This window comes from Rathayibacter sp. PhB127, from assembly GCF_003751665.1.
GTDB lineage: Bacteria > Actinomycetota > Actinomycetes > Actinomycetales > Microbacteriaceae > Rathayibacter > Rathayibacter festucae.
This window is the reverse complement of record NZ_RKHW01000005.1, coordinates 1-21,472: the sequence shown is the minus strand read 5'-3', so window position 1 is coordinate 21,472 and position 21,472 is coordinate 1. Positions and strand designations below refer to the sequence as shown.

Sequence of the window (21,472 nt, the reverse complement as noted above, 5' to 3'; positions counted from 1 at the left end):
GTGAGCGGACGCGTGACGACGGGCCTGCGGGTCGTGCGGCTGCTCGGCGAGCGGCCGGATCCGACGGCGCCGCTCGGGGTCGGCGTGATCGCCGCCGAGCTCGGCGCGCCGCTCAGCTCGGTGTCGCGGCTGTGCGCGGAGCTGGAGCGGACGGGGCTGATCGAGCGCGGCGCGGACTACGGCAGCTACCGCCTGGGCGCGGTCGCCGTGCGGCTCTCGGGGCGGGCCGCGGCGCCGGTCGCTCGGTCGCTCCGCTTCGCGCTGACGCTCGCCGCGCAGCAGACCGGCGAGACCGTCGTGCTGGCGGCCGGAGCGCCCGGGGCGATGCGGGTGATCGGCAGCGTGCTCTCGTCGTGGACCCTGCACTCCCCCGCCGCGGTCGGCGAGCGGATCGACGACGCGGGGAGCGCGATCGCGCGGGCGGCGGATCCGCTGGGGCCGGGCGACGAGACAGTCGAGGAGACGATCGAGGGGCTGCGGGTCGAGATCGCGACGCCGCTGCTGACGCCCGGCGGCGAGTGCGCGGCGGTGCTGGCGGTGCGGCTGCCGGCGGTGCGGCTGCGCGAGAACGGGCCGCGGATCCGGCGGGCGCTCGCCGTCGCGCGGCGGAGCATCGAGGCGGGGCTGAGCGGCTCGCGGGAGGCGGGCGCGGGGCACGACACGGCGGACAGCGACGAACCGACGATCTCAGCCGCCCCTCCCGCCGGGGGTTCCGCCCTCCACGCCGTGCCGCCGCTCCTGCAGCACCTGGCCGACGGGCCGGACACCGCCGCCGGCGCCGCGCGGGCGACGGGCCTCCGCCGCGACCGCACCGGCCGGCTGCTCGAGGCCTGCGTCGCGGCGGGCGTGGTCGAGCGCGGCGCCGACGGGGAGTTCCGCGTCGCCTGGGTCGTGCACGGCTGGTTTCGGGCGGCGGCCGCTCCGCTGATCGTCTCGCGCGGCGGGCCGCTGGTCGCGGAGGCGGCGCGGAGTCTGCGCGCCTGCGCGTTCGTCACCGTGCTCGCGGGGATGCGCAGCCTCACGCTCGTGGAAGAACTCGAGCTGGCCGGCGACGGCCTCGCGATGATCCCCTGGCTCGGCCGCGCCCACCCGATCGTCGGCTCGGACGGCGGCCCCACGATGCTGATGGACCTCGAGCCGGACGAGCTGACGCAGCTGTTCCCGGCCCGGCACACCCCGCGGGACCTGGCCCGGTTCCTCCGCCGGATGCAGACCGTCCGCCGCGACGGCGTCCTCTCGATGCAGGCCTACGACGACGCCGGCATGGTCTCGATCTCGGCCCCGATCCGCGACGCGAGCGGCGCCGTCGTGGCGGCGGCCTGCCTGGTCGGGATGACCGACGACGTCACCGCGCGCTCCCGTGAGCTCGAGCGGGCGGCGATCCGGCTGGCGGAGGCGGTGTCGGGCGTCCTGCGCTGAGGGTGTCCGCGTGCGGGCGTGCACAACTCAGGCCGGAAGCCCCGAGAACCGCGAATTCTCGACCGATCGCGCCTTCCGGCCTTGGTTGTGCACGCACCGGTCCTCTGAGGGAGCACGGACCTCCCCGTACAGAGGGCGATGTCCCTGCTGATCGAGTGGCCCGCGCAGCGGGCGTATCGAGATCCACCCGCGCCAGAAGGACACGTCTGCAGACCCGCCCCGCTGACGACGGCGGGCCTCGATACGCCCCTGCGGGGCTACTCGACCACCATGACGCGGCGCAGCCGCGCCCTTTCCCTCACCACTGAGACGCGAAGCGGCTTCACCATCCCGAGACGCCCCCGAGGGCTGCTCGACCGGCACGAAGGGAGGCCGACTCGGCGTGGGCTCGCGCGCATCAGCGCGTCGTCGCCGGGCGAGTGGGAGCGGCTCCCGACGCGAGGGAGCGCACATCGCTCCGCAGGTCAGCGGCTCCGCTCCTGGCGCGGGATCTGCGTCAGGTCGATGCCGAGGACGCTCCGGAGCTGCGCGGCGAACGCCCGCTCGAGGTCGGCGCAGACCGGGTCGCCCTCGGCCCAGATGCGCGCGGCCCGGCAGCTCGCCTCGATCCGCTCGGCGGTCGCAGCCCGCCACCACTGCGGGTCGGCGGCTGCGGCGAGGAGGCTGCGGGCGTCCTCGACCTCGCGCCGGTAGCGGGCGAGCAGTCCGCGCGTCCTCTCGGGGTCGGCCTTGGCCACCCAGAGGTCGTCGATGTGGGACTGCAGTTCGGCGTCCCCGACGCGGCAGGCGTGCAGGACCAGCTCGCGCGCGTTCTCGACCGGCGGGGTGCGGGTGTCGTCGAGGCCGGCCACGGTCAGGGCCGTTCGCCGGCGATGCGGTGGTCTTCGGGGGGTCGGGGGTCGTGCAGAGTCGTCATCGAGATCCTTCGGCGCGCAGTCGGGGGCGGGGAGCGGCGGGGGCCCGGCGACGTGCGTCCGACCGGTCGCGAGGGAGTGGGGGCTCTCCTGCGGCGGGCGAACGGTGCCCTCGTCGCCACGGCCCTGGGTCGGCGTCCGCGGGCGGGCGCCCTCTCATGGGGCCGCGGGGGGATGCGACGACGGCCGACTCCGGATCCGCTCGTCGACGACGCTATCTGAACAACCCTTCAGACTTCGAGGTGTTGACAGGGCCCCGGATCCGCACGGGTGGACGCGGGCGGGCTCCGATGCCCGGCCGCACCCCGTTCCGCGTCCACTCGCGGTGCGCCTCCCGCGCGAGTGGACCCGGATCGGGCTCCGGCGCTCTCGCAGCCCCCGCTCCGCGTCCAGTCGACGCGGCGCAGCACGCAGCAGCGCTCGCCGAGATGATCCTGCGAGAAGAGAAGGACCCCCGGCGCGTCACGGTTCGCGCCCGGAGAGGCGCACTGGGGGAATTCGCTGGAGGCATGACGGGGGGCCGCCGCTCCTCCGAAAGATCACCTTATCAGTATGGCGAAGCCAATGCTGATCGAGTAGCCCGCGGAGCGGGCGTATCGAGATCCATCAGCGTCAGAAGTCGAGTCTGCAGACTGCCCTGCCGACGACGGCGGGTCTCGATACGCCCCTGCGGGGCTACTCGACCAGCATGAACGGGATACGCCCCTGCGGGGCTACTCGACCAGCATGACGCGGCGCAGCCGCGTCCTTTCCCTCACCGCAGCGTCAGCGCGTCGTCGCCATCACCCGCAGGCGGCAGGCCAGCTCCAGGGCGAAGCGGGTGTCCGGGTCCTCGAGGTCCAGGGCCAGTGCCTGCTCGATGCGGCGCACGCGGTAATTGACGGCGTTCGGGTGCAGCAGCAGCACCTCGCCGGCCCGGGCGAGGGAGTTGCGGTTGCTGAGGTACGCCAGCAGGGTGCGCACCGAGATGGCGGAGCGCTCGGCGCCGAGGGCGTCCAGCGGCGCGAGCACGTCGTCGAGCAGCGCGCGGCTGAGCGGCGACGCGTAGAAGTCGAGCAGCACCCGGCGCAGACCCGTGACGTCGGTGACCTCCACCGCGCCGAGGCGGCCGGCGGCGACGGCCGAGCCGGCGGTGATCCGCGCCTCCGTCGCCGACTGCCGGAGCCCCGAGGCTCCGGACTGCGGCGTGCCGAGCCCGACCGTGAACGTCCACCCCTCCCCCGCGACCGCCGAGCCGTACGCGATCAGCCGCTCCGCCACGTCCCGCACCCGCCGCTGGTGATCCGGCGCCCCCGACTCCTCCGAGGCCACCACCACCAGGTCGTCGTGGAAGACCGCCAGGTGCCAGACCTCGTCGCGGCCGTCGGTCAGCTGGAAGGCGTTCAGCTCGATCGCCGCGACCAGCGCGGCGGGGAGGCGGCGCTCGGCGTCGTCGCGGTGGCGCGGCGTGATCCAGGCGGCGGCGTGCGCGGAGGCGACCGGCAGCCCAGCGCGCGCGGCGTCGACCGCGAGGGCGTCGATGCGCGAGGACTCCGCCAGCAGCAGCTCGACCACGAGGTCGGCTCGCGAGCGCGCCGGACCGAAGCGCACCTGCGACTCGCGCTGCAGGGCCCGCGAGAGCAGCGCGGCGATCACCGGCAGCGCGATCACCGCCGCGGTCTCCGGCTGCTCGGCGACCAGCCGCCCGACCGCGACCTCGCCGATGCAGACCGCGTCGGGGTCGCTCCAGGTGACGGCCGGGTCCTCGATCATCCGCAGCTCGATCCCGAGCGCCGCCGTCGCCGCGTCGAGCACGGCCGAGCGCGCATCGAGCGGGTCGCCGTCGCAGGCGGCCCGGGCGGCGGCGATCGCGAGCTCCGCCCGACCGAGCGCCTCGGCAGCTCCGCCGCGCAGCAGCCGGTCGATCGAGACGGCCAGCTCGGACGGCGGCGCGCTCGCGGTCAGCACAGGCAGGGCCCCGCGGTCGGCCAGCGAGCGCGAGGTCTCGGCCAGCGCCAGCTCGCCGACGAAGAGCAGCGCGGCGACCTCGGCCGCGATCGCCCGCCGGATGACGATGTCGATCTGGTACGCCCGCGGCTGCTCCGCGCCGTGCAGCACGATCACCAGATGGCCGGGCAGCGCCTGTCCCACGTCCTCGAGTGCCAGCATCTCCACTCCGCTGAGCGAGACGCCCGCCGGGTCGCCCGCGCGGCAGACCATGCCGAACTGCTCGCCGTGCTCGAGGACGTGAAGGAGGGACGTCTGTGCCATGAGCACAATCATGGCCGTATCCTCATGGTGTCGGCACATTCCACCCGCTTGCACCCCTGGCTAGCCTCGGAGCATGAGCTTCACGCCCCCGGCCGGACCGAGCCCCGTCCGCCTGATCACCCGCGACGACGTCGCTCCCCTGGCCGCCGGCTGCGCGGTCTTCGGCACCGGCGGAGGCGGCTCGGTGCACGGCGCCCAGCTCTCGGTCGAGAACGCGATCGACGCCAACGGCCCGGTGCGCGTCGTCGGCGTCGAGGACCTCGGCCCGGACGACGCGGTCATCATCATGTCCGGGATGGGCGCTCCCTCGGTCGGCATCGAGATGCTCGGCTCGAGCAGCCAGGCGCACACGCTGCTGCGCGAGGTCGAGCGCCTGATCGGCCGCCCGGTCACCACCGTGATGGCGGCCGAGATCGGCGGCAGCAACGGCGTCGCGCCGGTCGGCTGGGCCGCGGAGCTCGGACTCGCGGTGCTCGACGCGGACGGCATGGGCCGCGCGTTCCCGAAGGCCACCATGATCTCGATGAACGTCGCGGGCCTGCCGAGCGAGTTCGCGGTGATGAGCGACGTGGTCGGCAACGTCACCGTCCTCCGCACCGTCGACATCGCCTGGCTGGAGCGCCACGCCCGCGCCTTCACCGTCGCGGCCGGCGGCATCGCCCTCGGCGCGCACTACCTGCTCACCCACGAGACCGCGCCGGGCGCCGTGATCGAGGGCACGGTGAGCCGCGCGATCCAGGTCGGCCGCCGGCTGCTCGCCTCCGCCGACCCGGTGACCGACATCGCCGAGGAGCTCGGCGCGGCCGTGCTGATCGGCGGCAAGGTGATCGACATCGACCGCAGCACCGAGGGCGGCTTCACCCGCGGCTCCGTCACGATCGACGGCGTCGGCGCCGACCGCAGCCGGATGGTGCGGGTCGAGATCCAGAACGAGAACCTCGTGGTGATCGAGGACGGCGGCGTGGTCGTCAGCGTCCCCGACCTCGTCTCGATCCTCGACTCCGAGACCGGCGAGGCGATCTCGACCGAGATGCTCCGCTTCGGTCAGCGCGTCAGCGTGCTCGCCTGGGCCTGCGATCCGCTCTGGCGGACCCCGCGCGGGATCGAGCTGGCGGGCCCCGCCGCCTTCGACTTCGACTTCGACTACGTGCCGTTCGACGGCGCCGTGGCGGAGGTGGCCCGATGAGCGCCGCACTCCGCGACCTCTCCGTCGGCATCGACGTCGGCGGCACCAACACCGACGCCGTCGTGCTCGACGCCGACGGCGCCGTGACCGCCTGGACCAAGCAGGCCACCACCGAGGACGTCACCGGCGGCATCCGCTCCGCGCTCTCCGCGGTGCTCGGCGAGCTGGGCGCCGACCGCGACCGCGTCTCCCGCGTCATGCTCGGCACCACCCACGCCACCAACGCGATCGTCCGCCGCCGCGACCTCGGCCGCGTCGCCGTGATCCGCCTCGGCGCGCCCGCCTCGACCGAGTTCCCCTCGCTCTCCGGCTGGCCCGCCGACCTCCGCGACACCGTGCTCGCCGGCAGCCTGCTCGCCGGCGGCGGCCACCTGATCGACGGCTACCCGATCTCGCCGCTCGACGTCGACGGCGTCCGCCGCTTCCTCGACTCGCTCGAGGGCCGCTTCGACGCGGTCGCCGTCTGCGGCATCTTCAGCCCCTCCTTCCCGGAGCAGGAGCTCGAGGTCGCCGCGCTGGTCGCCGACCACGTCGGGGTCGACCTGCCCGTCTCGCTCAGCCACGAGATCGGCGCCCTGGGCCTGCTCGAGCGCGAGAACGCGACCGTGCTCAACGCCGCGCTGCACGGCATCGCCCGCGATGTCACGCAGGGTCTGCTCACCGTGGTCGACGAGGAGCGCCTCGACGCCGCCACCTTCTTCGCCCAGAACGACGGCACGCTGATGGCCGTCGAGTACGCGGCCCGCTACCCCGTGCTCACCATCGGCTCGGGCCCCGCCAACTCGATCCGCGGCGCCGCGTTCCTCTCCGGCGCCGACGACGCGATCATCATCGACATCGGCGGCACCACCAGCGACCTCGGCGTGCTCGTCGACCGCTTCCCCCGCGAGTCGACCCTGCCGCGCGAGATCGGCGGCGTCCGCACCAACTTCCGGATGCCCGACATCCTCAGCGTCGGGATCGGCGGCGGCACGATCGTCGACACGGCCACCGGCGTGCCGACCACCGACTCGGTCGGCTACCGGATCGCCCGCGAGGGCCTGCTCTTCGGCGGCGCGACCGCCACCCTCACCGACGCCGCCGCGATGCAGCTGCCCGGGATGATCCCCGGCCGGAGCCTCCCCGCCCTCGACCGCGCCACCCGCTCCGCCCTCGGCAACGCCCTCGCCGTCGCGCAGGACCGGATCGAGTCGGCCGTCGAGCGGATGTCGCTCGGCCGCGTCGGCCTGCCGCTCGTGGTCGTCGGCGGCGGCGGCTTCCTGGTTCCGGACCACGTGCACGGCGCGAGCGAGGTGCTCCGCCCCGACCGCGGCAACGTGGCCAACGCCGTCGGCGCCGCGATCGCCCTGGCCGGCGGCCGCGCCGACCAGCTGTGCGACCACGTCGACCGCGCCGCCGCGATCGAGGCGGCCGGCCGGATCGCGATCGAGCGCGCGATCCAGGCCGGCGCCGATCCGCGCCTCGTCGAGATCGTCGACGTGCTCGAGACGCCGCTGTCGTACTCGGCCAGCGCGTCGCTCAAAGTCTCCGTGAAGGCCGCGGGCCCGCTGGCCCTGATCGGGAGTCCTGCACCACTCGCCCTGCATTCCCCGAAGGACGCATCATGACCCGTTCTCCCCGCACCACAGCGCTCCGAGTCCCGGCCGTCGCCGCGGGCTCGCTGGTGGCGCTGCTCGCCCTGAGCGCCTGCTCGGCCCCGGCCGGCGGCTCCGCGGCCGACGCCGACCCCGTCTCGGGCGGCACCTTCTCCCTCGCGATCAACGACGACCCGGGCAGCCTCAACCCGTTCACCGGCGTCTCGCTCGTGCAGCGCGCGATGGTCACCTTCGGCTACGACTCGCTGGCCTACACGACCCCCGAGGGCGAGGTCGTGCCCTTCCTCGCCGAGAGCTGGGAGAGCACGCCCACCTCGATCTCGTACACGCTGAAGGACGGCATCACCTGCGCCGACGGCACCCCCTTCACCGCCGAGACGGCCGCGGCGAACTTCGCCTACCAGGCCAACGCCGACAACGGCACGTTCTGGTTCGGCTCGAACGTGACCGCCGACATGACGGCGACCGCGGACGGGAACGTCGTCACCGTCACCTCGACGGCGAACAACCCGTTCCTGCTCCAGGGCACCGGCAGCATCGAGATGGTCTGCCAGGCCGGCCTCGACGACCCGTCGACCCTGACCGACACCACCAACGGCACCGCGCTCTACGCGCTGACCGCGTCGAGCCCCGGCTCCGACTACACCTACACCAAGCGCGACGGCTACACCTGGGGCCCGGACGACGTCACCAGCGACACCGAGGGCCTGCCCGACGAGATCGAGGCGCGGGTGATCACCGACGAGGCGACCGCCGCGAACCTGCTGATCTCGGGCGAGCTCAACGCCGCCTCCGTCATCGGCGCCGACCGCCAGCGCCTCGATGCGGCGGGCCTGGACACCGAGGGCGTGCTCAACCCGATCGGCGAGATGCTCTTCAACGAGCGCGCCGACCGCCCCACCGCCGACGTCCGCGTCCGCCAGGCGCTGACCCTCTCGCTCGACCGCGACGCCGTCGGCGAGCTGGTCACCGACGGCAACGCCGTCGACTCGGTCTCGCTGGTCAACCAGATCCCGCTGACCTGCGTCGCCGGCGGCCCGGAGTGGACGCTGCCCGACACCGACGTGGAGGCCGCCGGCGAGCTGCTCGACGAGGCCGGCTACCCGCTCGGCTCCGACGGACTGCGCGCGAAGGACGGCGAGCCGCTGACCATCCGCTTCCTCTACGACGCCGGAACGCCCTCGCACGGCGCCGCCGCCGAGGAGGTCCAGCAGGAGTGGAACGAGCTCGGCATCACGACCGACCTGGTCGCCGAGGACTCGGCCGGCTGGTCGACCGACCTCTACCAGAGCTACGACTGGGACACCGGCTTCATCCAGCTCGCCCCCTCGAGCCCCGTGGTGCTGAGCCTGTTCTTCCTCGGTGAGACGAGCGAGAACGGCGGCTACAACTTCATGGGAGTCTCGAACCCCGAGTACAACGCCCTCGCGACGCAGGCGCTCAGCGCCGGCAGCGCCGACGAGGCCTGCGGTGTCTGGAAGCAGGCCGAGGCCGAGCTGATCGAGCGGGTCGACGTCTTCCCGCTCGCCGAGACGGAGTCGCCGATGTACGTCAAGGGCGCGACCCTCGAGCGTCCCGGCACCGTCGCTCCCACCACGATCCGGATGCAGGGCTGACCATGACGATCCCCTCGGTGCGACCCACGGCCCCGCTGTCACCGGCCTCCCCGCCGAGCGCGCCCGCGGCCGGTCCGCGCCGGGGGGATCGTCTGCTCGGCGTGGTCGGATCCCCGCGCCTCGCCTTCCTGCTCAAGCGGTTCGCCCGCGCGGCGGTCTCGCTGGTGATCGTCCTGATCGCCTCCTTCTTCATGGTCCACTTCGTGCCCGGCGACCCGGTGCGCGCGGCGCTGGGCCCGACGGCGCCGGCCGAGACCGTGGCGGTGCTGCGCAGCACCCTCGGCCTCGACCTGCCGATCGGCCAGCAGTTCGCGAACTACCTCGGCGGGCTGCTCCGCGGCGACCTCGGCACCTCGATCAGCACGCAGCGGCCGGTCGGCAGCACGCTGGCCGAGCGGCTGCCCGCCACGCTGATGCTCTCGGTCGTCGCCTTCGCGGTCGCCGCGCTCGGCGCCTTCCCGATCGGCGTCGCGACCGCCGTCTCAGCCCGCGCGGGCAGGCACCGCACGCTCGACCTCGGCGTCTCGGGCCTGCTCGGCGTCGTGATCGCGATCCCCAACTTCCTGCTGGCGGTCGTGCTGATCTGGCTGTTCAGCATCGTCGTGCCGCTCGCGCCGTCCGCGGGCTGGGGCGGCCCGGAGTACGCGGTGCTGCCGGTGCTCGCGCTCGCGATCGGCCCGCTCGCCTACCTCGCGCGGATCGTGCACGTCGAGATGGTGCGGGTGCTGGAGGCGCCGTACCTCACCACCGCGCGCAGCAAGCGGCTGCCGGGGCACCTGCTCTACCTCCGGCACGCGCTGCCCAACATCGTCACGGCGACGCTGACCGCGGGCGGAGTGGTGCTCACCGGCCTCGTCGCCGGCACGGTGCTGATCGAGACGGTCTTCGTCATCCCGGGCATCGGATCGACGATCGTCTCGTCGATCACCACCAAGGACTACCCGCTGATCCAGGGCATCGTGCTGATGTACGCCGTCCTTGTCCTCGCCGCCAACCTCGTCATCGACCTGCTGCTCGCCGCGCTCGACCCGCGGTCGGCCATCGCGGAGGCCTGAGCCATGAGCACTGCATCCCGTTCCCCCCGCCCGTCCCTGGCCCACCGGCTGCCGGAGTCGCTGCGCACCCCGCAGGGCGTCGCCGCCGCCGTCGGCCTCGTCCTGGTGATCCTCGCGACGGTCCTCGGCCCGATCCTCTTCGGCGACCTCGCCACCGAGCGCTCGATCGCCGACCGCCAGCAGGGCGCGAGCCTCGCGCACCCCTTCGGCACCGACGACCTCGGCCGCGACCTCCTCGCCCGCGTCGTCGTCGCCACCCGCGTCTCGGTGCTGCTCACCCTCGGCGCGACCGGCATCTCGGTCGTCGGCGGCGTGCTGCTCGGCGTCGTCGCGGTGCTGCTGCCCCGCCTGCTGCAGCGGCTGATCGCGGGCCTCATCGACATCCTGCTGTCCTTCCCCTGGCTGCTGCTCGCGCTGTTCTTCTCGGTGATCTGGGGCACGACCGCGGTCGGCGCGATGCTCGCCGTCGGCTTCGCCGGCATCCCGGTCTTCGCGCGGCTCACCAGCACGCTCGCGGCCTCGGTCTCGTCGAGCGACTACGTGCGCGCCGCCGGGATGCTCGGCAGCCGCCCGCTGCGCACGACCGTCCGGCACGTGGTGCCGAACATCCTGCCGCCGCTGCTGGTCAACTCGGCGGCGCACGCCTCCGTCACGCTGCTCTCCTTCGCCGCGCTGTCCTTCCTCGGCCTCGGCGTCCAGGCGCCCGAGTACGACTGGGGCCGGCTGCTCAACGAGGGCGCGAAGCGGATCTACGTGGATCCGATGGCCGCGATCGGCCCCGGCATCGCCGTGGTGCTGGTGGGCGTCGTCTTCGCGCTGCTCGGCGAGGTGTTCAGCGAGTCGTCCTCGCGCCGCCGCCCGGTCAAGGCCGTGAAGCGCCGGCGCTCGGACGAGGTCGTCGCACCCGTGACGGACGCGATGCCCGTCGTCGAGATGTCCGGGCTGCGCGTGGCGTTCCCCGGCCGCGACGGCGCGATGACCGAGCGCGTGCACGGCGTCGACCTGACGATCCTGCCCGGCGAGACCGTCGGCATCGTCGGCGAGAGCGGCTCCGGCAAGTCGGTCACGGCGAGCGCCGTCGCCGGGCTGCTCGGCCCCGACGCGCTGGTCACCAGCGAGCAGCTCGTCTTCCGCGGCATCGACATGACCGCGGTGCCCAACGCCGCCGAGCGACGCCGCCTCGGGCTCGAGCAGGCGATGATCTTCCAGGACCCGCTGACCTCGCTCAACCCGGCGCTCACCATCGGCCGCCAGCTGCGCGAGGCGAGCGAGGTGCACGCCCGCACCCCGCGCGCCGAGTCGCTGCGCCGCGCGATCGACAAGCTGAACCTGGTGCGCATCCCGGACGCCGAGAAGCGGGTCGGCCGGCTGCCGCACGAGTTCTCCGGCGGCATGCGGCAGCGGGCGATGATCGCGATGGGCCTGATGGGCACGCCGCGGCTGCTGATCGCGGACGAGCCGACCACCGCGCTCGACGTCACCGTGCAGCGGCAGGTGATGCAGGCGCTGCGCGAGGCGCAGACCGCGACCGGAGCGGCGATCCTCTTCATCTCGCACGACATCGCGCTGGTCAGCGGCTTCTGCGACCGGATCGTGGTGATGCGCGACGGTCGGGTGGTCGAGGAGATCGCCGCGGACCGCCTCGACGAGGCGCGGCACCCCTACACGCGCGGGCTGATCGCCTGCGTGCCGGACATGGCGACCGACCGGAGCGCGCTGCTCCCGGTGATCGCGGCGATCGACGAGGAGCCGGCGGCACCGTCGACCGACCGGACGGCCCACGACGAGCCCGCCCACGACCAGGAGGCACTGACCGCATGAGCGAGCTGCGCTACGAGGCGGTGAGCGTGCGCTTCGGCCACGGCCGCTCGGCGACCACGGCCGTCGACGCCGTGGACCTGACCGTCCGCCCCGGCACCACCCACGGACTGGTCGGCGAGTCCGGCTCCGGCAAGTCCACGGTCGCCCGGGTCGCGGTCGGCCTCACCCCGCTGCACTCCGGCCGGATCCTGCTCGACGGCGTCGACATCACCAGCCGCGAGCCCTCCGCCCGGGCCGCGCGCCGCCGGGTGCAGATGGTGTTCCAGGACCCGCTGTCCGCACTCGACCCGCGGATGAGCGTCGGCGCCTCGATCGCCGAGGGACTGCTCGCGACCGGCCGGCGCCACTCCGCCGCCGCCCGCGACGACCGCGTCCGCGAGCTGCTCGACCTGGTGCACATCGACCCGGCGCGCGCCGACGACCGCCCGACCGCCTTCTCCGGCGGGCAGCGCCAGCGGATCACGATCGCCCGGGCGCTGGCCGCCGAGCCGCAGGTGCTGATCGCCGACGAGATCACCTCGGCGCTCGACGTCTCGGTGCAGGGCGTGGTGCTCAACCTCCTTCGCGAGCTGCAGCAGAGACTCGACCTCACGATGCTCTTCATCTCGCACAACCTCGCCGTCGTCCGCTACGTCAGCGACGAGGTCTCGGTGATGCGCGGCGGGCGCCTCGTCGAGCACGGCACGACCGACACCGTGCTGTCCGATCCCGCCGACCCGTACACGAGGCAGCTGCTCCGGGCCGTGCCCGTGATGGGCCGGCCTCTCGACCTGGAGGACGCATGACCGAGCTCCTGATCCGCTCCGCTCGCTTCGCGGGGCGGGACGCCCCCGCCGACCTGCTGCTGCGCGACGGCGCGATCGCCGAGATCGCCCCGGCCGGCACGCTGCCGGGCAGCACCGAGGCGCTCGACGCCGACGGCCGCTTCCTCGCGCCCGGCTTCTGGGACGCGCACGTGCACTTCACCCAGTGGGTGGTGCGGAGGCAGCGGGTCGACCTCGCGCCCGCGGCGAGCGCCGCCGAGGCCGTGGCGATCATGCGCGCGGCGCTGCCGGTGCGCGAGGACGCCGTGCTGATCGGCTACGGCTTCCGCGACGGCCTCTGGACGGACGCGCCGACCCGCGCCGCCCTCGACGCGATCGCGCCCGACCGCCCGCTCGTCCTGATCAGCGGCGACCTGCACTGCGGCTGGCTCAACAACGCGGCCGGCCGGCGCTTCGGCCTGTCGATCCCGGAGGACGGGGTGCTGCGCGAGACGGAGTGGATCGGCACGCTCGACCTGATCGACGCCGTCGGCCTGCCCTCCGTCGCCGCCTACCGCGAGACCGCCGAGGCCGCCGCGGCCCGGGGAGTCGTCGGCATCGTCGAGTTCGAGAACGCCGACAACTCCCGCGCCTGGCCGGCCCGCATCGCGGAGGGCGTCTCGTCCCTGCGCGTCGAGACCTCGGTCTGGCCCGACCGGCTCGACGACGCGATCACCCGCGGGCTGCGCACCGGCGACGCCCTCGATCCGGCCGGCCTCGCCCGGATGGGCCGCCTCAAGATCGTCGTCGACGGCTCGCTGAACACCCGCACCGCCTACTGCTTCGACCCCTACCCCGGGATCGCCGCCGACCACCCGCACCCCTGCGGCGTGCTGAGCGTCGCGCCCGAGGAGGTGGAGGGCCTGCTGGTCCGCGCCCGCGACGCCGGCATCCTCCCGGCCGTGCACGCCATCGGCGACCGCGCGAACGCCGAGGTGCTCGACGTCTTCGAGCGGCTCGGCCTCGCGGGCACGATCGAGCACGCCCAGCTCGTCGCGGCCGAGGACTTCGCCCGCTTCGGCCGCCTCGGGCTCGTCGCGAGCGTGCAGCCGGAGCACGCGATGGACGACCGCGACGTCGCGGACCGGCACTGGGCCGGCCGCACCGACCGCTCCTTCGCCTTCGCCTCGCTGCATGCCGCCGGAGCGACCCTCGCCCTCGGCTCCGACGCGCCCGTCGCCCCGCTCGACCCGTGGATCTCGCTGGCCGCCGCCGTCAGCCGCCGCCGCGACGGCCGCGAGGCCTGGCACCCGGCCGAGCGCCTGCCGTTCGACGTCGCGCTCGCGGCGAGCACCCGCGGGGCGACCGTCGCCGTGGGAGCCGCGGCCGACCTCGTGCTGCTCGACCGCGACCCGGCGACCGCCGACGACGCGGAGCTGCGCACGACACCCGTCGCAGCGACCCTCCTCGGCGGCCGGCCGACCTGGTCCGCGCTCTGACGGACTCTCCTCCACAGGGCCGCGCCGGACCGGTGTCCTCCACAGGCCGACTCTCCTCCACAGGCTGCGCAGACCCGGCCGTTCTCCACAGGACACCTCTCCTCCACAGGCCGCGCAAGCCGCGCGTTCTCCACAGCCACTCCCTCCTCCCCGACAGGACCCACCCGCCATGCCCCTGATCACCACCCCGGCCGGCGTCGCCGTGCACTACGAGACGACGGGCGACCCGTCCGGCCGCCCGCTCGTCCTGCTGCACGGCGGCGGCGCCCAGCTGATCGGCTGGGACGACCGCTTCTGCGAGCTGCTCGCCGAGCACGGCTTCTTCGTCGTCCGCACCGACAACCGCGACGTCGGCCTCAGCCAGGCGACCGGCGGCCCGGAGGACACCACGGCCGGCTACGACCTCGCCGACATGGCGCTCGACGTCGTCGCCGTGCTCGACGAGCTCGGGATCGCGCGCGCGCACCTCACCGGCATGTCGATGGGCGGCTACATCGCGCAGCTGGTCGCGATCCTGCACCCGGAGCGGGTCGCCTCGCTCGGCCTGATGTCGACCTCGCTCAGCTCGGCGCCGGAGTTCCTGGTCGGCGAGCACACCGGGCAGCCGATCACCGAGGTCCCGGAGGTCCTCGACCGCGACGCCTACATCGCCATGTTCGTCGGCGGCCAGCGGCACTACCAGTCGCCCGGCTTCCCCTTCGACGAGGCGGCGAGCGCCGCCCTCGGCGCCCGCTACTACGACCGCGCCTACACCCCGACCGGGCTGATCCGGCAGTGGAACGCGCTGCTGCGCGGGCCGCTCGAGCGGCGGGAGGCGATGGCGAAGGTCACCGTGCCGGTCGCCGTCCTCCACGGCCGCGGCGATCAGAGCCTGCACTGGAGCGCCGCGCTCGAGACCGCGCGGATCCTGCCCCAGGCCGAGCTGCACCTCTACGAGGAGATGGGTCACGACATCCCCGTGGAGCTCTGGCCCGAATTCGCTGCGATCCTGGCTCGGACCGCCGCCCGCGCCGAGAGGACCGCCGATGCGTGAGAGCACCGAGTACGCGATGACCGACCCCGCCGAGATCCGCGCCCTGATCCGCGCGACGCCCTGGGCGACGATGGTCAGCGCGACCGCGGACGGCGTCGTCGTCTCGCACTACCCGTTCCTGCTGGAGGAGCCGCTCCCCGGCGCCGACCCCGACGAGCTCGTGCTGGTCAGCCACGTCGGCCGGCCCGACGAGCGCGCCCACCGGCTCGGCGAGTCCGAGCTGGCCGTGGTCTTCCAGGGCCCGCACGGCTACGTCTCGCCCAGCTGGTACGGCGTCGCGCGCGCGGTGCCGACCTGGAACTTCGCCGCCGTGCACGTCTGGGGCGTGCCCGAGCTGCTCGGCGACGCGGAGAACCTCGCCGTGCTCGAGCGGCTCGTCGACCACTTCGAGGACGAGCTGCCCGAGCCGTTCCGCCTCCGGATCAGCGCCGAGAACGCGGCCTACGCCGAGCGGATCGTGCACGGCACGGTCGGCTTCCGGCTCCGGGTCACCCGGCTCGAGGCCAAGGAGAAGATGAGCCAGGACAAGCCGGCCGAGGTCGTCGACCGGGTCACGGCGGCGCTGGACGCGCCGGGGCCGTACTCGAACCCCGCGCTCGCCGAGCGGATGCGCCGCGTGCACGCCTCGATGCGGCCGGAGACTCCGCAGTGATGCCCGGCCTCCACGACGACCTGGTGCGTCTGCGCCGCCGCCTGCACGCCGACCCCGAGCTCGGCCTCGCCCTCCCGCGCACCCAGGCGCTGCTGCTCGAGGAGCTGGCCCCGCTCGGCCTCGAGATCACGACCGGCTGCGGCCTCGGCTCGATCACCGCCGTCCTCCGCGGCGGCCGCCCCGGCCCGGTCGTCCTGCTGCGCGCCGACATGGACGCGCTCCCCGTCGTCGAGGCGACCGGGCTGCCCTTCGCCGCGACGAACGGCGCGATGCACGCCTGCGGCCACGACCTGCACATGGCCGGGCTGATCGGCGCGGCCCGCCTGCTCGCCGCCCGCCGCGAGGAGCTCGCCGGCACGGTCGTGCTGATGCTCCAGCCCGGCGAGGAGGGCTTCGCCGGCGGCCGGCTGATGATCGAGGAGGGCGTGCTCGACGCCGCGGGAGAGCGCCCGGTCGCCGCCTTCGCGATGCACGTCGACTGCTCCACCGACTCCGGCCTCTTCGTCACCCGCTCCGGCCCGATGATGGCGAGCGCCAGCGGCATGCGGATCACCGTGACCGGCACCGGCGGGCACGCCGCGTTCCCGCACCTCGCCGTCGACCCGATCCCCGCGGCGGCCGCCCTGGTGCAGGCCCTGCAGACCTTCGTCGCCCGCCGTGTGCCGGCGACCGACCCCGCCGTCGTCTCGGTGGTCAGCATCGTCAGCGACTCGACCGCGCCCAACGTCCTGGCCGCACGGGTCGAGCTGATGCTCAACATCCGCACCCTCTCCCGTGACACCTTCGCCCTCGTCCGCTCCTCGCTCGCCGAGCTGGCCGCAGGCGTCGCCGCGGCGCACGGCTGCGGCGTCGAGACCGAGTTCATCGACTCCTACCCCGTCACCCACAACGACCCGGAGGAGACCGAGCGCGTGATCGCGTCGCTCACCGCCCGCCACGGCGCCGACCGCGTGCTCCGCCTCCCCGCGCCGTCGATGGCGTCGGAGGACTTCGCCTACGTCCTCGACGAGATCCCCGGCACGCTCCTCTTCCTCGGCACCCGCCCGCCCGGCGTCCCGGCCGAGGGCGCCCCCTCGATGCACTCCGAGTCCGCCGTCTTCGACGACGCCCTGCTCGGCCTCCACGCCGAGACCCTCGCCCAGCTGGCCCTCGACCGCTGCACGCTGATCGAGTAGCCGGCGCAGCGGGTTCACCGAGATCCACCGTCGAACTGCGTCCAGGTCTCGAGACGCCCTTCGGGCTCCTCGACCAGCAGGGGGTGCGCACAACATCAGCTGAGAGCAGGGGGCCTCCCCTGACAGCGGAGGCCACCCCTTCTCAGCTGATGTTCTGCAGCGCTCGAGCGCTCCACGCCGTTCGAGCGGCCCCTCCGCTGATCGAGTAGTCCGCGAAGCGGACCCGTCATGCTGACCGAGCTCCCCGCGCAGCGGCCCCCCTCACGAAGATCGAGCAGCCCGGGCAGCGGCCCCCTCACGAAGATCGAGCAGCCCTCGCTGCGGCCCCCTTCATGCTGATCGAGCAGCCCGCGCTGCGGCCCGCCCCATGCTGATCGAGCAGCCCGCGCAGCAGGCGTATCGAGATCCACCCTCGCCCGATGCGCCCCGGCGGGGCCACTCGACCGGCACGCACCCGGACCCGCTCGGTCTAACGCAGCCCGGCCGCGCACTCCAGCAGGTCGGGGATGCCGCTCACGGGCTGCGGCTCAGGGGCGGCCCGCGGGCCGAGGCGGCGGAAGACCGGCGGCTCCGTCGCCAGCACCTGACCGACGGCGCGCCCTCCGGTCCAGACCGTCAGCAGCACCTCGCCGTCCGGGCGCTCGGGAGCGCCGATCTCGTAGACCCGGCCCCGCACGGCCGCGCGCACCGGCGTCTTCCGGGCCAGGTGCACCCACACCGGGAACTCGCAGACCATGTCGACTCCTTTCTCATCAGCCCTCGACTGGGCGGAACCGCTCAGTAGTCGAGAGCGCTCTCGACGTCGAAGTCCGAGGTCAGACCGCCGTCGCCCGGCTGGACCGGGTGCGACCCGACGAGCGCCTCGGTGCGCGCGCGGATCCGCTGCACCTCCTCGTGGTTGTCCGGCTCGGGCAACTCGGACGGCGTCGTCTCCGAGACGAGCGACGCGCCGGAGTTCAGCAGGAACGACACCTGGATCGTCGCGCCGTCCGCCCCGATCCCCGTGTACTCGACCCGGTCGGCCGTGCGGTTCGCGCCGAGTGCGACCGCGTACGCCACCAGGGCGTCTGCTGCGTCGTCCCCGAGCAGGATCGTCTTGTCCGCGAAGAGGATGTGCTTCATGCCACCATGCTCGGTCGCGGTCCCCGCGCCGGGGGAGGTCCTTGACAGATCGGGGAGGGGACGGAAGGGAAGCGAGAGTCCGTCGGGGTTGCCGCCGGAGTCGAAGTGGAGAAAGGTGTCGATCACGCGGGCGCCCGCCGGCTGTGACGAAGGCTGGAGACGGCGATGGGAAAACTGTTCTACGACGGATCCGTCGAGATCGATTTCGAGGACAGGGTGCTCGCGCACCTGCAGATCGTCGTCACCGCCAAGCTCCGCCGCAACGAGTCCTTCCTGCTCAGCTGGCGCGACGATCACAGCATGGGCGACGGCCGCAGCGCCATCTGGCTGCATCCCGCGGTCGGCCTGCGCTACAAGTACTTCGGCGGGCGGATGCCCCGCATCAACCCCGCCTGGATCGCCGCGCTCACCGATCTCGCCAACTCCTCCGGCGGCCTCTACGTCGTCGCCGAGCCCGACACCGAGCACGTCCGCACGGCCGACCGGGAAGCGCACTGATGCGCCGGCTCGACATCCTCTACAACGGAGCGCCCTACACGGTGAGCGACCGCACCGCCGCCCAGTTCCGGGGCGAGGTGGACGCCGCCCTCGCCGCGGAGACCCCGCAGTGGCTCACCGTGAACCACGGCGAGGGCCGCGCCAGCACCGCGCTCATCCTGATCACCCCGTTCACGGCGATCACGATCCTCACGAACGACGCCGAGGACGACGTCGCACCCGACGCGGCATGAGCGGCGCGGGGCCGACGCCGACGCGGCGACACTGCAGGCGCCCGCCTCGACGCTCCGGCCCGCGCGTCCCGGCACCGCGGCGGCTAGGGTGGGCGCGATGACCGATTCCGCCGTCCTCTGCGACCCGTATCTGCGCGGGTACCCGATCGACGGCGTCGCCATCTCCACCCTCGGCCGCACCTTCGGCGGCGAGACGATCGCCGCGAGCGACCCGACGGCCGCGCGGCTCGACGAGATCCAGCTCGACCTCGGCCAGGGCCCCTGCTGGGACGCGATCGCCGCGGGCGCCCCCGTGTCCCTCCTCGACACCGGCACCGACGTGCGCTGGCCGCTCTTCGCCGAGGCGGTGGACGCCCTCGACGTGCGCTCGGTGTTCGCCTTCCCGCTCACCTTCGCCGGGCTCTCGATCGGCGCCGTCGACCTCTACACCCGCACCCCGATCACCCTCGACGACGCCGCGCTCACCGAGATCTCGGCGCAGTCGCCCGCCACCTCGCTCCGGGTGCTCGCCGCGGTGCTCCACGACGACGCGGACGAGGTGAGCAGCAACCCCGGGTCCCGGAGGGTCGTCCACCAGGCGACCGGCATGATCATCGCCCGCTACCGCCTCGACTCGGACGACGCCCTCGTGCTGCTGAGGGCCCACGCGTTCGCCCAGCACCGCCCCCTCGTCGACGTCGCCCAGGACATCGTCGCCCGCCAGGACGGCTTCCCCGACCGCCCGCTCACCGTTCAGGACGACTCATGGTGATCAACTCCCGCGAGCGGAGCGTCATCGCGACCTTCGTGGCCCTCTCCGACACGCTCGTCGACGACTACGACGTCGTCGACTTCGCGCAGATGCTCGTCGAGAGCAGCGCGACCCTGTTCGACGCGGTCTCGGCGGGCCTGGTGCTCGCCAGCCCCGAGGGCACGCTCGAGGTGCTCGCCTCGACCGACGAGGACACCCGCCTGATCGAGCTGCTGCAGCTCGAGACCGCCGGCCCGTGCGTCGAGTGCTACGAGACCGGGCGCGCCGTCGTCGTGCCGGACACGCTCGCGGTCGACGACCGCTGGTCCGAGTTCCGCACCCGCTCGAGCGACCTCGGCGTCCGGGCCGCGCACTGCGTACCGATGCGCTCGCGGGGCACCACGATCGGCTCGCTCAACCTCTTCCAGGCCGGCACCGGCACCCTCGACCCCGACGACGTCGCCGTCGTGCAGGCCTTCGCCGACGTCGCGACGATCGGCATCCTGCACCAGCGCGCGCTCCGCGAGAGCACCGTCACCCAGGAGCAGCTGCAGCGCGCCCTCGACAGCCGCGTCCTGATCGAGCAGGCGAAGGGCATCATCGCCTACTCCCAGCGCACCACCGTCGACCGCGCCTTCGAGATCCTCCGCTCCCGCTCGCGCTCGACCTCCACGCCGATCACGACCCTCGCCCACCAGATCATCGAGGGCTACCGGGACTGACCGGCCGCCGCGGCAGCCCGAGCCGCCGGCCCGCGTATCGAGCCCCGGTGGCCGATGTGCCTGCGGTGGGGGATCTCGATACGCCCGCTGCGCGGGCTACTCGATCAGCATGGAGCGCCCGCGCCCGCGCCCGCGTCCGCGTCCGCGCATGCACGGGCCGCGAAGAACAGGGAGCGCAGCTCGCCTTTCATGCTGGTCGAGTAGCGGGCCGCAGGCCCGCGTATCGAGACCCACCCGGTCCGTCCGCTACGCCGTCAGGGAGACGGCGGTCCAGGAGACCGGGGGCAGCGTCAGCGCCAGCACGCCGTCGACCAGCGTGGCGTCGACGGGCTTGAGGCCGACGCGGTTCTGGTCGTCCTTGGTGTTCCTGGCGTAGACGTCCTCGTCGAAGAGGGCGACCGCCTCGGCGACGGTGGAGACGCCGAGGCCGTTCACGTCGACCGTGACCTCGAGGGCGTCGGTCGTCGAGCGGTTCACCAGGAACACGGCCGCGCGACCGTCATCCAGCGTGGCGACGGAGTCGACGAGCGGCGCGTCACCGTGGCGCGCGGTGGAGTAGGACCCGACCTCGATCCGCGGCCGCAGCACCGAGCCCGACGCGAGGCGAGCGGTGGTGGAGAACGGGAAGAACGTGGTCTGCCGCCAGGCCGCTCCGCCCGGCTCGGTCATGATCGGCGCGATCACGTTGACGAGCTGCGCGAGCGACGCCGAGGTGACCCGGTCGGAGTTCTTCAGCAGCGTGATCATGAGGTTGCCGAGCACGACCGCGTCGGCGACCGAGTAGACGTCCTCCAGCAGCCGCGGCGCGTACGGCCACTCCCGGGCACCGCTGGTGTCGGCGGCGGCGAGGGCGGCCTCCTCCTCCTGGTGCTCCTGGAGATACCAGATGTTCCACTCGTCGAAGGACAGCTTGATGTCCTTCGACTTCTTCAGCTTGTGCTTCACGTGGTCGACGGTCGCGGCGACGGTGGAGATGAAGTACTCCATGTCGAGCGAGGACGCCAGGAACGACCCGAGGTCGCCGTCGTACTCCTGGTAGTAGGCGTGGCAGGAGACGTACTCGACGTCGTCGTACGCGTGCTCGAGAACGACGCGCTCCCACTCGCCGAAGGTCGGCATCGAGGAGCCGGAGGAGCCGCAGATCACGAGCTCGAGGGACGGGTCGGCGATCTTGAGCGCCTTGGCGGTGCGGGAGGCGAGCTTGCCGTA

At 73.6% G+C, this 21,472-nt stretch carries 20 protein-coding genes; 15 read left to right on the top strand and 5 right to left on the bottom strand.

What is annotated here, in order from left to right; translation table 11 throughout:
• A complete protein-coding gene (locus EDF22_RS18350; RefSeq protein ID WP_123706278.1) occupies positions 1-1,419 on the top strand; it encodes a helix-turn-helix domain-containing protein in 1,419 nt (472 codons plus the stop codon).
• 464 nt (positions 1,420-1,883) lie between these two features.
• Here EDF22_RS18350 and EDF22_RS18345 read toward each other — a convergent pair whose 3' ends face one another.
• Positions 1,884-2,270 (bottom strand): hypothetical protein, encoded by a 387-nt coding sequence (locus EDF22_RS18345; RefSeq protein WP_123706277.1) that lies wholly within the window; start codon positions 2,268-2,270, stop codon positions 1,884-1,886.
• 828 nt (positions 2,271-3,098) lie between these two features.
• The gene (locus EDF22_RS18340) at positions 3,099-4,583 is read right to left on the bottom strand and encodes a CdaR family transcriptional regulator (RefSeq protein ID WP_221180970.1); all 1,485 of its coding nucleotides are present in this window, start codon (positions 4,581-4,583) and stop codon (positions 3,099-3,101) included.
• A gap of 73 nt (positions 4,584-4,656) precedes the next feature.
• Between EDF22_RS18340 and EDF22_RS18335 the strand changes: the two genes are divergently transcribed.
• From EDF22_RS18335 to EDF22_RS18290, 10 genes are all read left to right on the top strand, one after another.
• The gene (locus tag EDF22_RS18335) at positions 4,657-5,769 is read left to right on the top strand and encodes a DUF917 domain-containing protein (protein WP_208322988.1); all 1,113 of its coding nucleotides are present in this window, start codon (positions 4,657-4,659) and stop codon (positions 5,767-5,769) included.
• Positions 5,766-7,376 carry a hydantoinase/oxoprolinase N-terminal domain-containing protein gene (locus EDF22_RS18330; RefSeq protein WP_123706276.1) on the top strand — a complete coding sequence of 537 codons (1,611 nt, stop codon included), beginning with the start codon at positions 5,766-5,768 and terminating at the stop codon, positions 7,374-7,376. The genes EDF22_RS18335 and EDF22_RS18330 overlap by 4 nt, the downstream gene beginning before the upstream one ends.
• Positions 7,373-8,980, top strand: a complete 1,608-nt coding sequence (locus tag EDF22_RS18325; RefSeq protein WP_123706275.1) for an ABC transporter substrate-binding protein — start codon at positions 7,373-7,375, stop codon at positions 8,978-8,980. Before EDF22_RS18330 ends, EDF22_RS18325 begins: the two co-directional genes overlap by 4 nt.
• Positions 8,981-9,081: 101 nt before the next feature.
• Positions 9,082-10,035, top strand: coding sequence for an ABC transporter permease (locus EDF22_RS18320; RefSeq protein ID WP_221180969.1), 954 nt, complete (start codon positions 9,082-9,084; stop codon positions 10,033-10,035).
• Between the two features lie 3 nt (positions 10,036-10,038).
• Positions 10,039-11,856: a dipeptide/oligopeptide/nickel ABC transporter permease/ATP-binding protein gene (locus tag EDF22_RS18315; RefSeq protein WP_123706273.1), complete on the top strand. Its 1,818-nt coding sequence runs from the start codon at positions 10,039-10,041 to the stop codon at positions 11,854-11,856.
• On the top strand, positions 11,853-12,641 hold the full coding sequence (locus tag EDF22_RS18310) for an ABC transporter ATP-binding protein (protein WP_123706272.1): 789 nt from the start codon (positions 11,853-11,855) through the stop codon (positions 12,639-12,641). Before EDF22_RS18315 ends, EDF22_RS18310 begins: the two co-directional genes overlap by 4 nt.
• Positions 12,638-14,098 carry an amidohydrolase gene (locus tag EDF22_RS18305; protein WP_123706271.1) on the top strand — a complete coding sequence of 487 codons (1,461 nt, stop codon included), beginning with the start codon at positions 12,638-12,640 and terminating at the stop codon, positions 14,096-14,098. Before EDF22_RS18310 ends, EDF22_RS18305 begins: the two co-directional genes overlap by 4 nt.
• A gap of 169 nt (positions 14,099-14,267) precedes the next feature.
• Positions 14,268-15,131 carry an alpha/beta fold hydrolase gene (locus EDF22_RS18300; protein WP_123706270.1) on the top strand — a complete coding sequence of 288 codons (864 nt, stop codon included), beginning with the start codon at positions 14,268-14,270 and terminating at the stop codon, positions 15,129-15,131.
• Positions 15,124-15,783, top strand: a complete 660-nt coding sequence (locus EDF22_RS18295) for an FMN-binding negative transcriptional regulator (RefSeq protein ID WP_123706269.1) — start codon at positions 15,124-15,126, stop codon at positions 15,781-15,783. Before EDF22_RS18300 ends, EDF22_RS18295 begins: the two co-directional genes overlap by 8 nt.
• Positions 15,783-16,958 carry a M20 family metallopeptidase gene (locus tag EDF22_RS18290; protein ID WP_123706268.1) on the top strand — a complete coding sequence of 392 codons (1,176 nt, stop codon included), beginning with the start codon at positions 15,783-15,785 and terminating at the stop codon, positions 16,956-16,958. The genes EDF22_RS18295 and EDF22_RS18290 overlap by 1 nt, the downstream gene beginning before the upstream one ends.
• A gap of 469 nt (positions 16,959-17,427) precedes the next feature.
• Here the strand turns inward: EDF22_RS18290 and EDF22_RS18285 are convergent, their stop codons facing one another.
• Positions 17,428-17,694, bottom strand: a complete 267-nt coding sequence (locus EDF22_RS18285; RefSeq protein ID WP_123706267.1) for a hypothetical protein — start codon at positions 17,692-17,694, stop codon at positions 17,428-17,430.
• Between the two features lie 41 nt (positions 17,695-17,735).
• Positions 17,736-18,080 (bottom strand): hypothetical protein, encoded by a 345-nt coding sequence (locus tag EDF22_RS18280; RefSeq protein ID WP_123706266.1) that lies wholly within the window; start codon positions 18,078-18,080, stop codon positions 17,736-17,738.
• A gap of 165 nt (positions 18,081-18,245) precedes the next feature.
• Here EDF22_RS18280 and EDF22_RS18275 point away from each other — a divergent pair, with 165 nt between their 5' ends.
• From EDF22_RS18275 to EDF22_RS18260, 4 genes are all read left to right on the top strand, one after another.
• Positions 18,246-18,578, top strand: coding sequence for an ATP-dependent DNA ligase (locus EDF22_RS18275; protein WP_123706265.1), 333 nt, complete (start codon positions 18,246-18,248; stop codon positions 18,576-18,578).
• Positions 18,578-18,811: a hypothetical protein gene (locus EDF22_RS18270; RefSeq protein WP_123706264.1), complete on the top strand. Its 234-nt coding sequence runs from the start codon at positions 18,578-18,580 to the stop codon at positions 18,809-18,811. The genes EDF22_RS18275 and EDF22_RS18270 overlap by 1 nt, the downstream gene beginning before the upstream one ends.
• A 97-nt stretch (positions 18,812-18,908) precedes the next feature.
• On the top strand, positions 18,909-19,562 hold the full coding sequence (locus tag EDF22_RS18265; RefSeq protein ID WP_123732452.1) for a GAF and ANTAR domain-containing protein: 654 nt from the start codon (positions 18,909-18,911) through the stop codon (positions 19,560-19,562).
• Positions 19,556-20,263 carry a GAF and ANTAR domain-containing protein gene (locus EDF22_RS18260; protein WP_123706262.1) on the top strand — a complete coding sequence of 236 codons (708 nt, stop codon included), beginning with the start codon at positions 19,556-19,558 and terminating at the stop codon, positions 20,261-20,263. Before EDF22_RS18265 ends, EDF22_RS18260 begins: the two co-directional genes overlap by 7 nt.
• 246 nt (positions 20,264-20,509) lie before the next feature.
• On the opposite strand, the gene EDF22_RS18255 is transcribed toward EDF22_RS18260, so the two are convergent.
• A partial coding sequence (locus EDF22_RS18255; protein WP_311316365.1) for an alpha-L-arabinofuranosidase C-terminal domain-containing protein occupies positions 20,510-21,472 on the bottom strand: 963 nt, incomplete at its 5' end.

Bases quoted from the DNA above. Each gene is read 5' to 3' on its own strand.
- EDF22_RS18340 (WP_221180970.1), bottom strand. From the start codon at position 4,583: ATGGCACAGACGTCCCTCCTTCACGTCCTCGAGCACGGCGAGCAGTTC.
- EDF22_RS18335 (WP_208322988.1), top strand. From the start codon at position 4,657: ATGAGCTTCACGCCCCCGGCCGGACCGAGCCCCGTCCGCCTGATCACC.
- EDF22_RS18330 (WP_123706276.1), top strand. From the start codon at position 5,766: ATGAGCGCCGCACTCCGCGACCTCTCCGTCGGCATCGACGTCGGCGGC.
- EDF22_RS18325 (WP_123706275.1), top strand. From the start codon at position 7,373: ATGACCCGTTCTCCCCGCACCACAGCGCTCCGAGTCCCGGCCGTCGCC.
- EDF22_RS18315 (WP_123706273.1), top strand. From the start codon at position 10,039: ATGAGCACTGCATCCCGTTCCCCCCGCCCGTCCCTGGCCCACCGGCTG.
- EDF22_RS18310 (WP_123706272.1), top strand. From the start codon at position 11,853: ATGAGCGAGCTGCGCTACGAGGCGGTGAGCGTGCGCTTCGGCCACGGC.
- EDF22_RS18305 (WP_123706271.1), top strand. From the start codon at position 12,638: ATGACCGAGCTCCTGATCCGCTCCGCTCGCTTCGCGGGGCGGGACGCC.
- EDF22_RS18300 (WP_123706270.1), top strand. From the start codon at position 14,268: ATGCCCCTGATCACCACCCCGGCCGGCGTCGCCGTGCACTACGAGACG.
- EDF22_RS18295 (WP_123706269.1), top strand. From the start codon at position 15,124: ATGCGTGAGAGCACCGAGTACGCGATGACCGACCCCGCCGAGATCCGC.
- EDF22_RS18290 (WP_123706268.1), top strand. From the start codon at position 15,783: ATGCCCGGCCTCCACGACGACCTGGTGCGTCTGCGCCGCCGCCTGCAC.
- EDF22_RS18285 (WP_123706267.1), bottom strand. From the start codon at position 17,694: ATGGTCTGCGAGTTCCCGGTGTGGGTGCACCTGGCCCGGAAGACGCCG.
- EDF22_RS18280 (WP_123706266.1), bottom strand. From the start codon at position 18,080: ATGAAGCACATCCTCTTCGCGGACAAGACGATCCTGCTCGGGGACGAC.
- EDF22_RS18275 (WP_123706265.1), top strand. From the start codon at position 18,246: ATGGGAAAACTGTTCTACGACGGATCCGTCGAGATCGATTTCGAGGAC.
- EDF22_RS18270 (WP_123706264.1), top strand. From the start codon at position 18,578: ATGCGCCGGCTCGACATCCTCTACAACGGAGCGCCCTACACGGTGAGC.
- EDF22_RS18265 (WP_123732452.1), top strand. From the start codon at position 18,909: ATGACCGATTCCGCCGTCCTCTGCGACCCGTATCTGCGCGGGTACCCG.
- EDF22_RS18260 (WP_123706262.1), top strand. From the start codon at position 19,556: ATGGTGATCAACTCCCGCGAGCGGAGCGTCATCGCGACCTTCGTGGCC.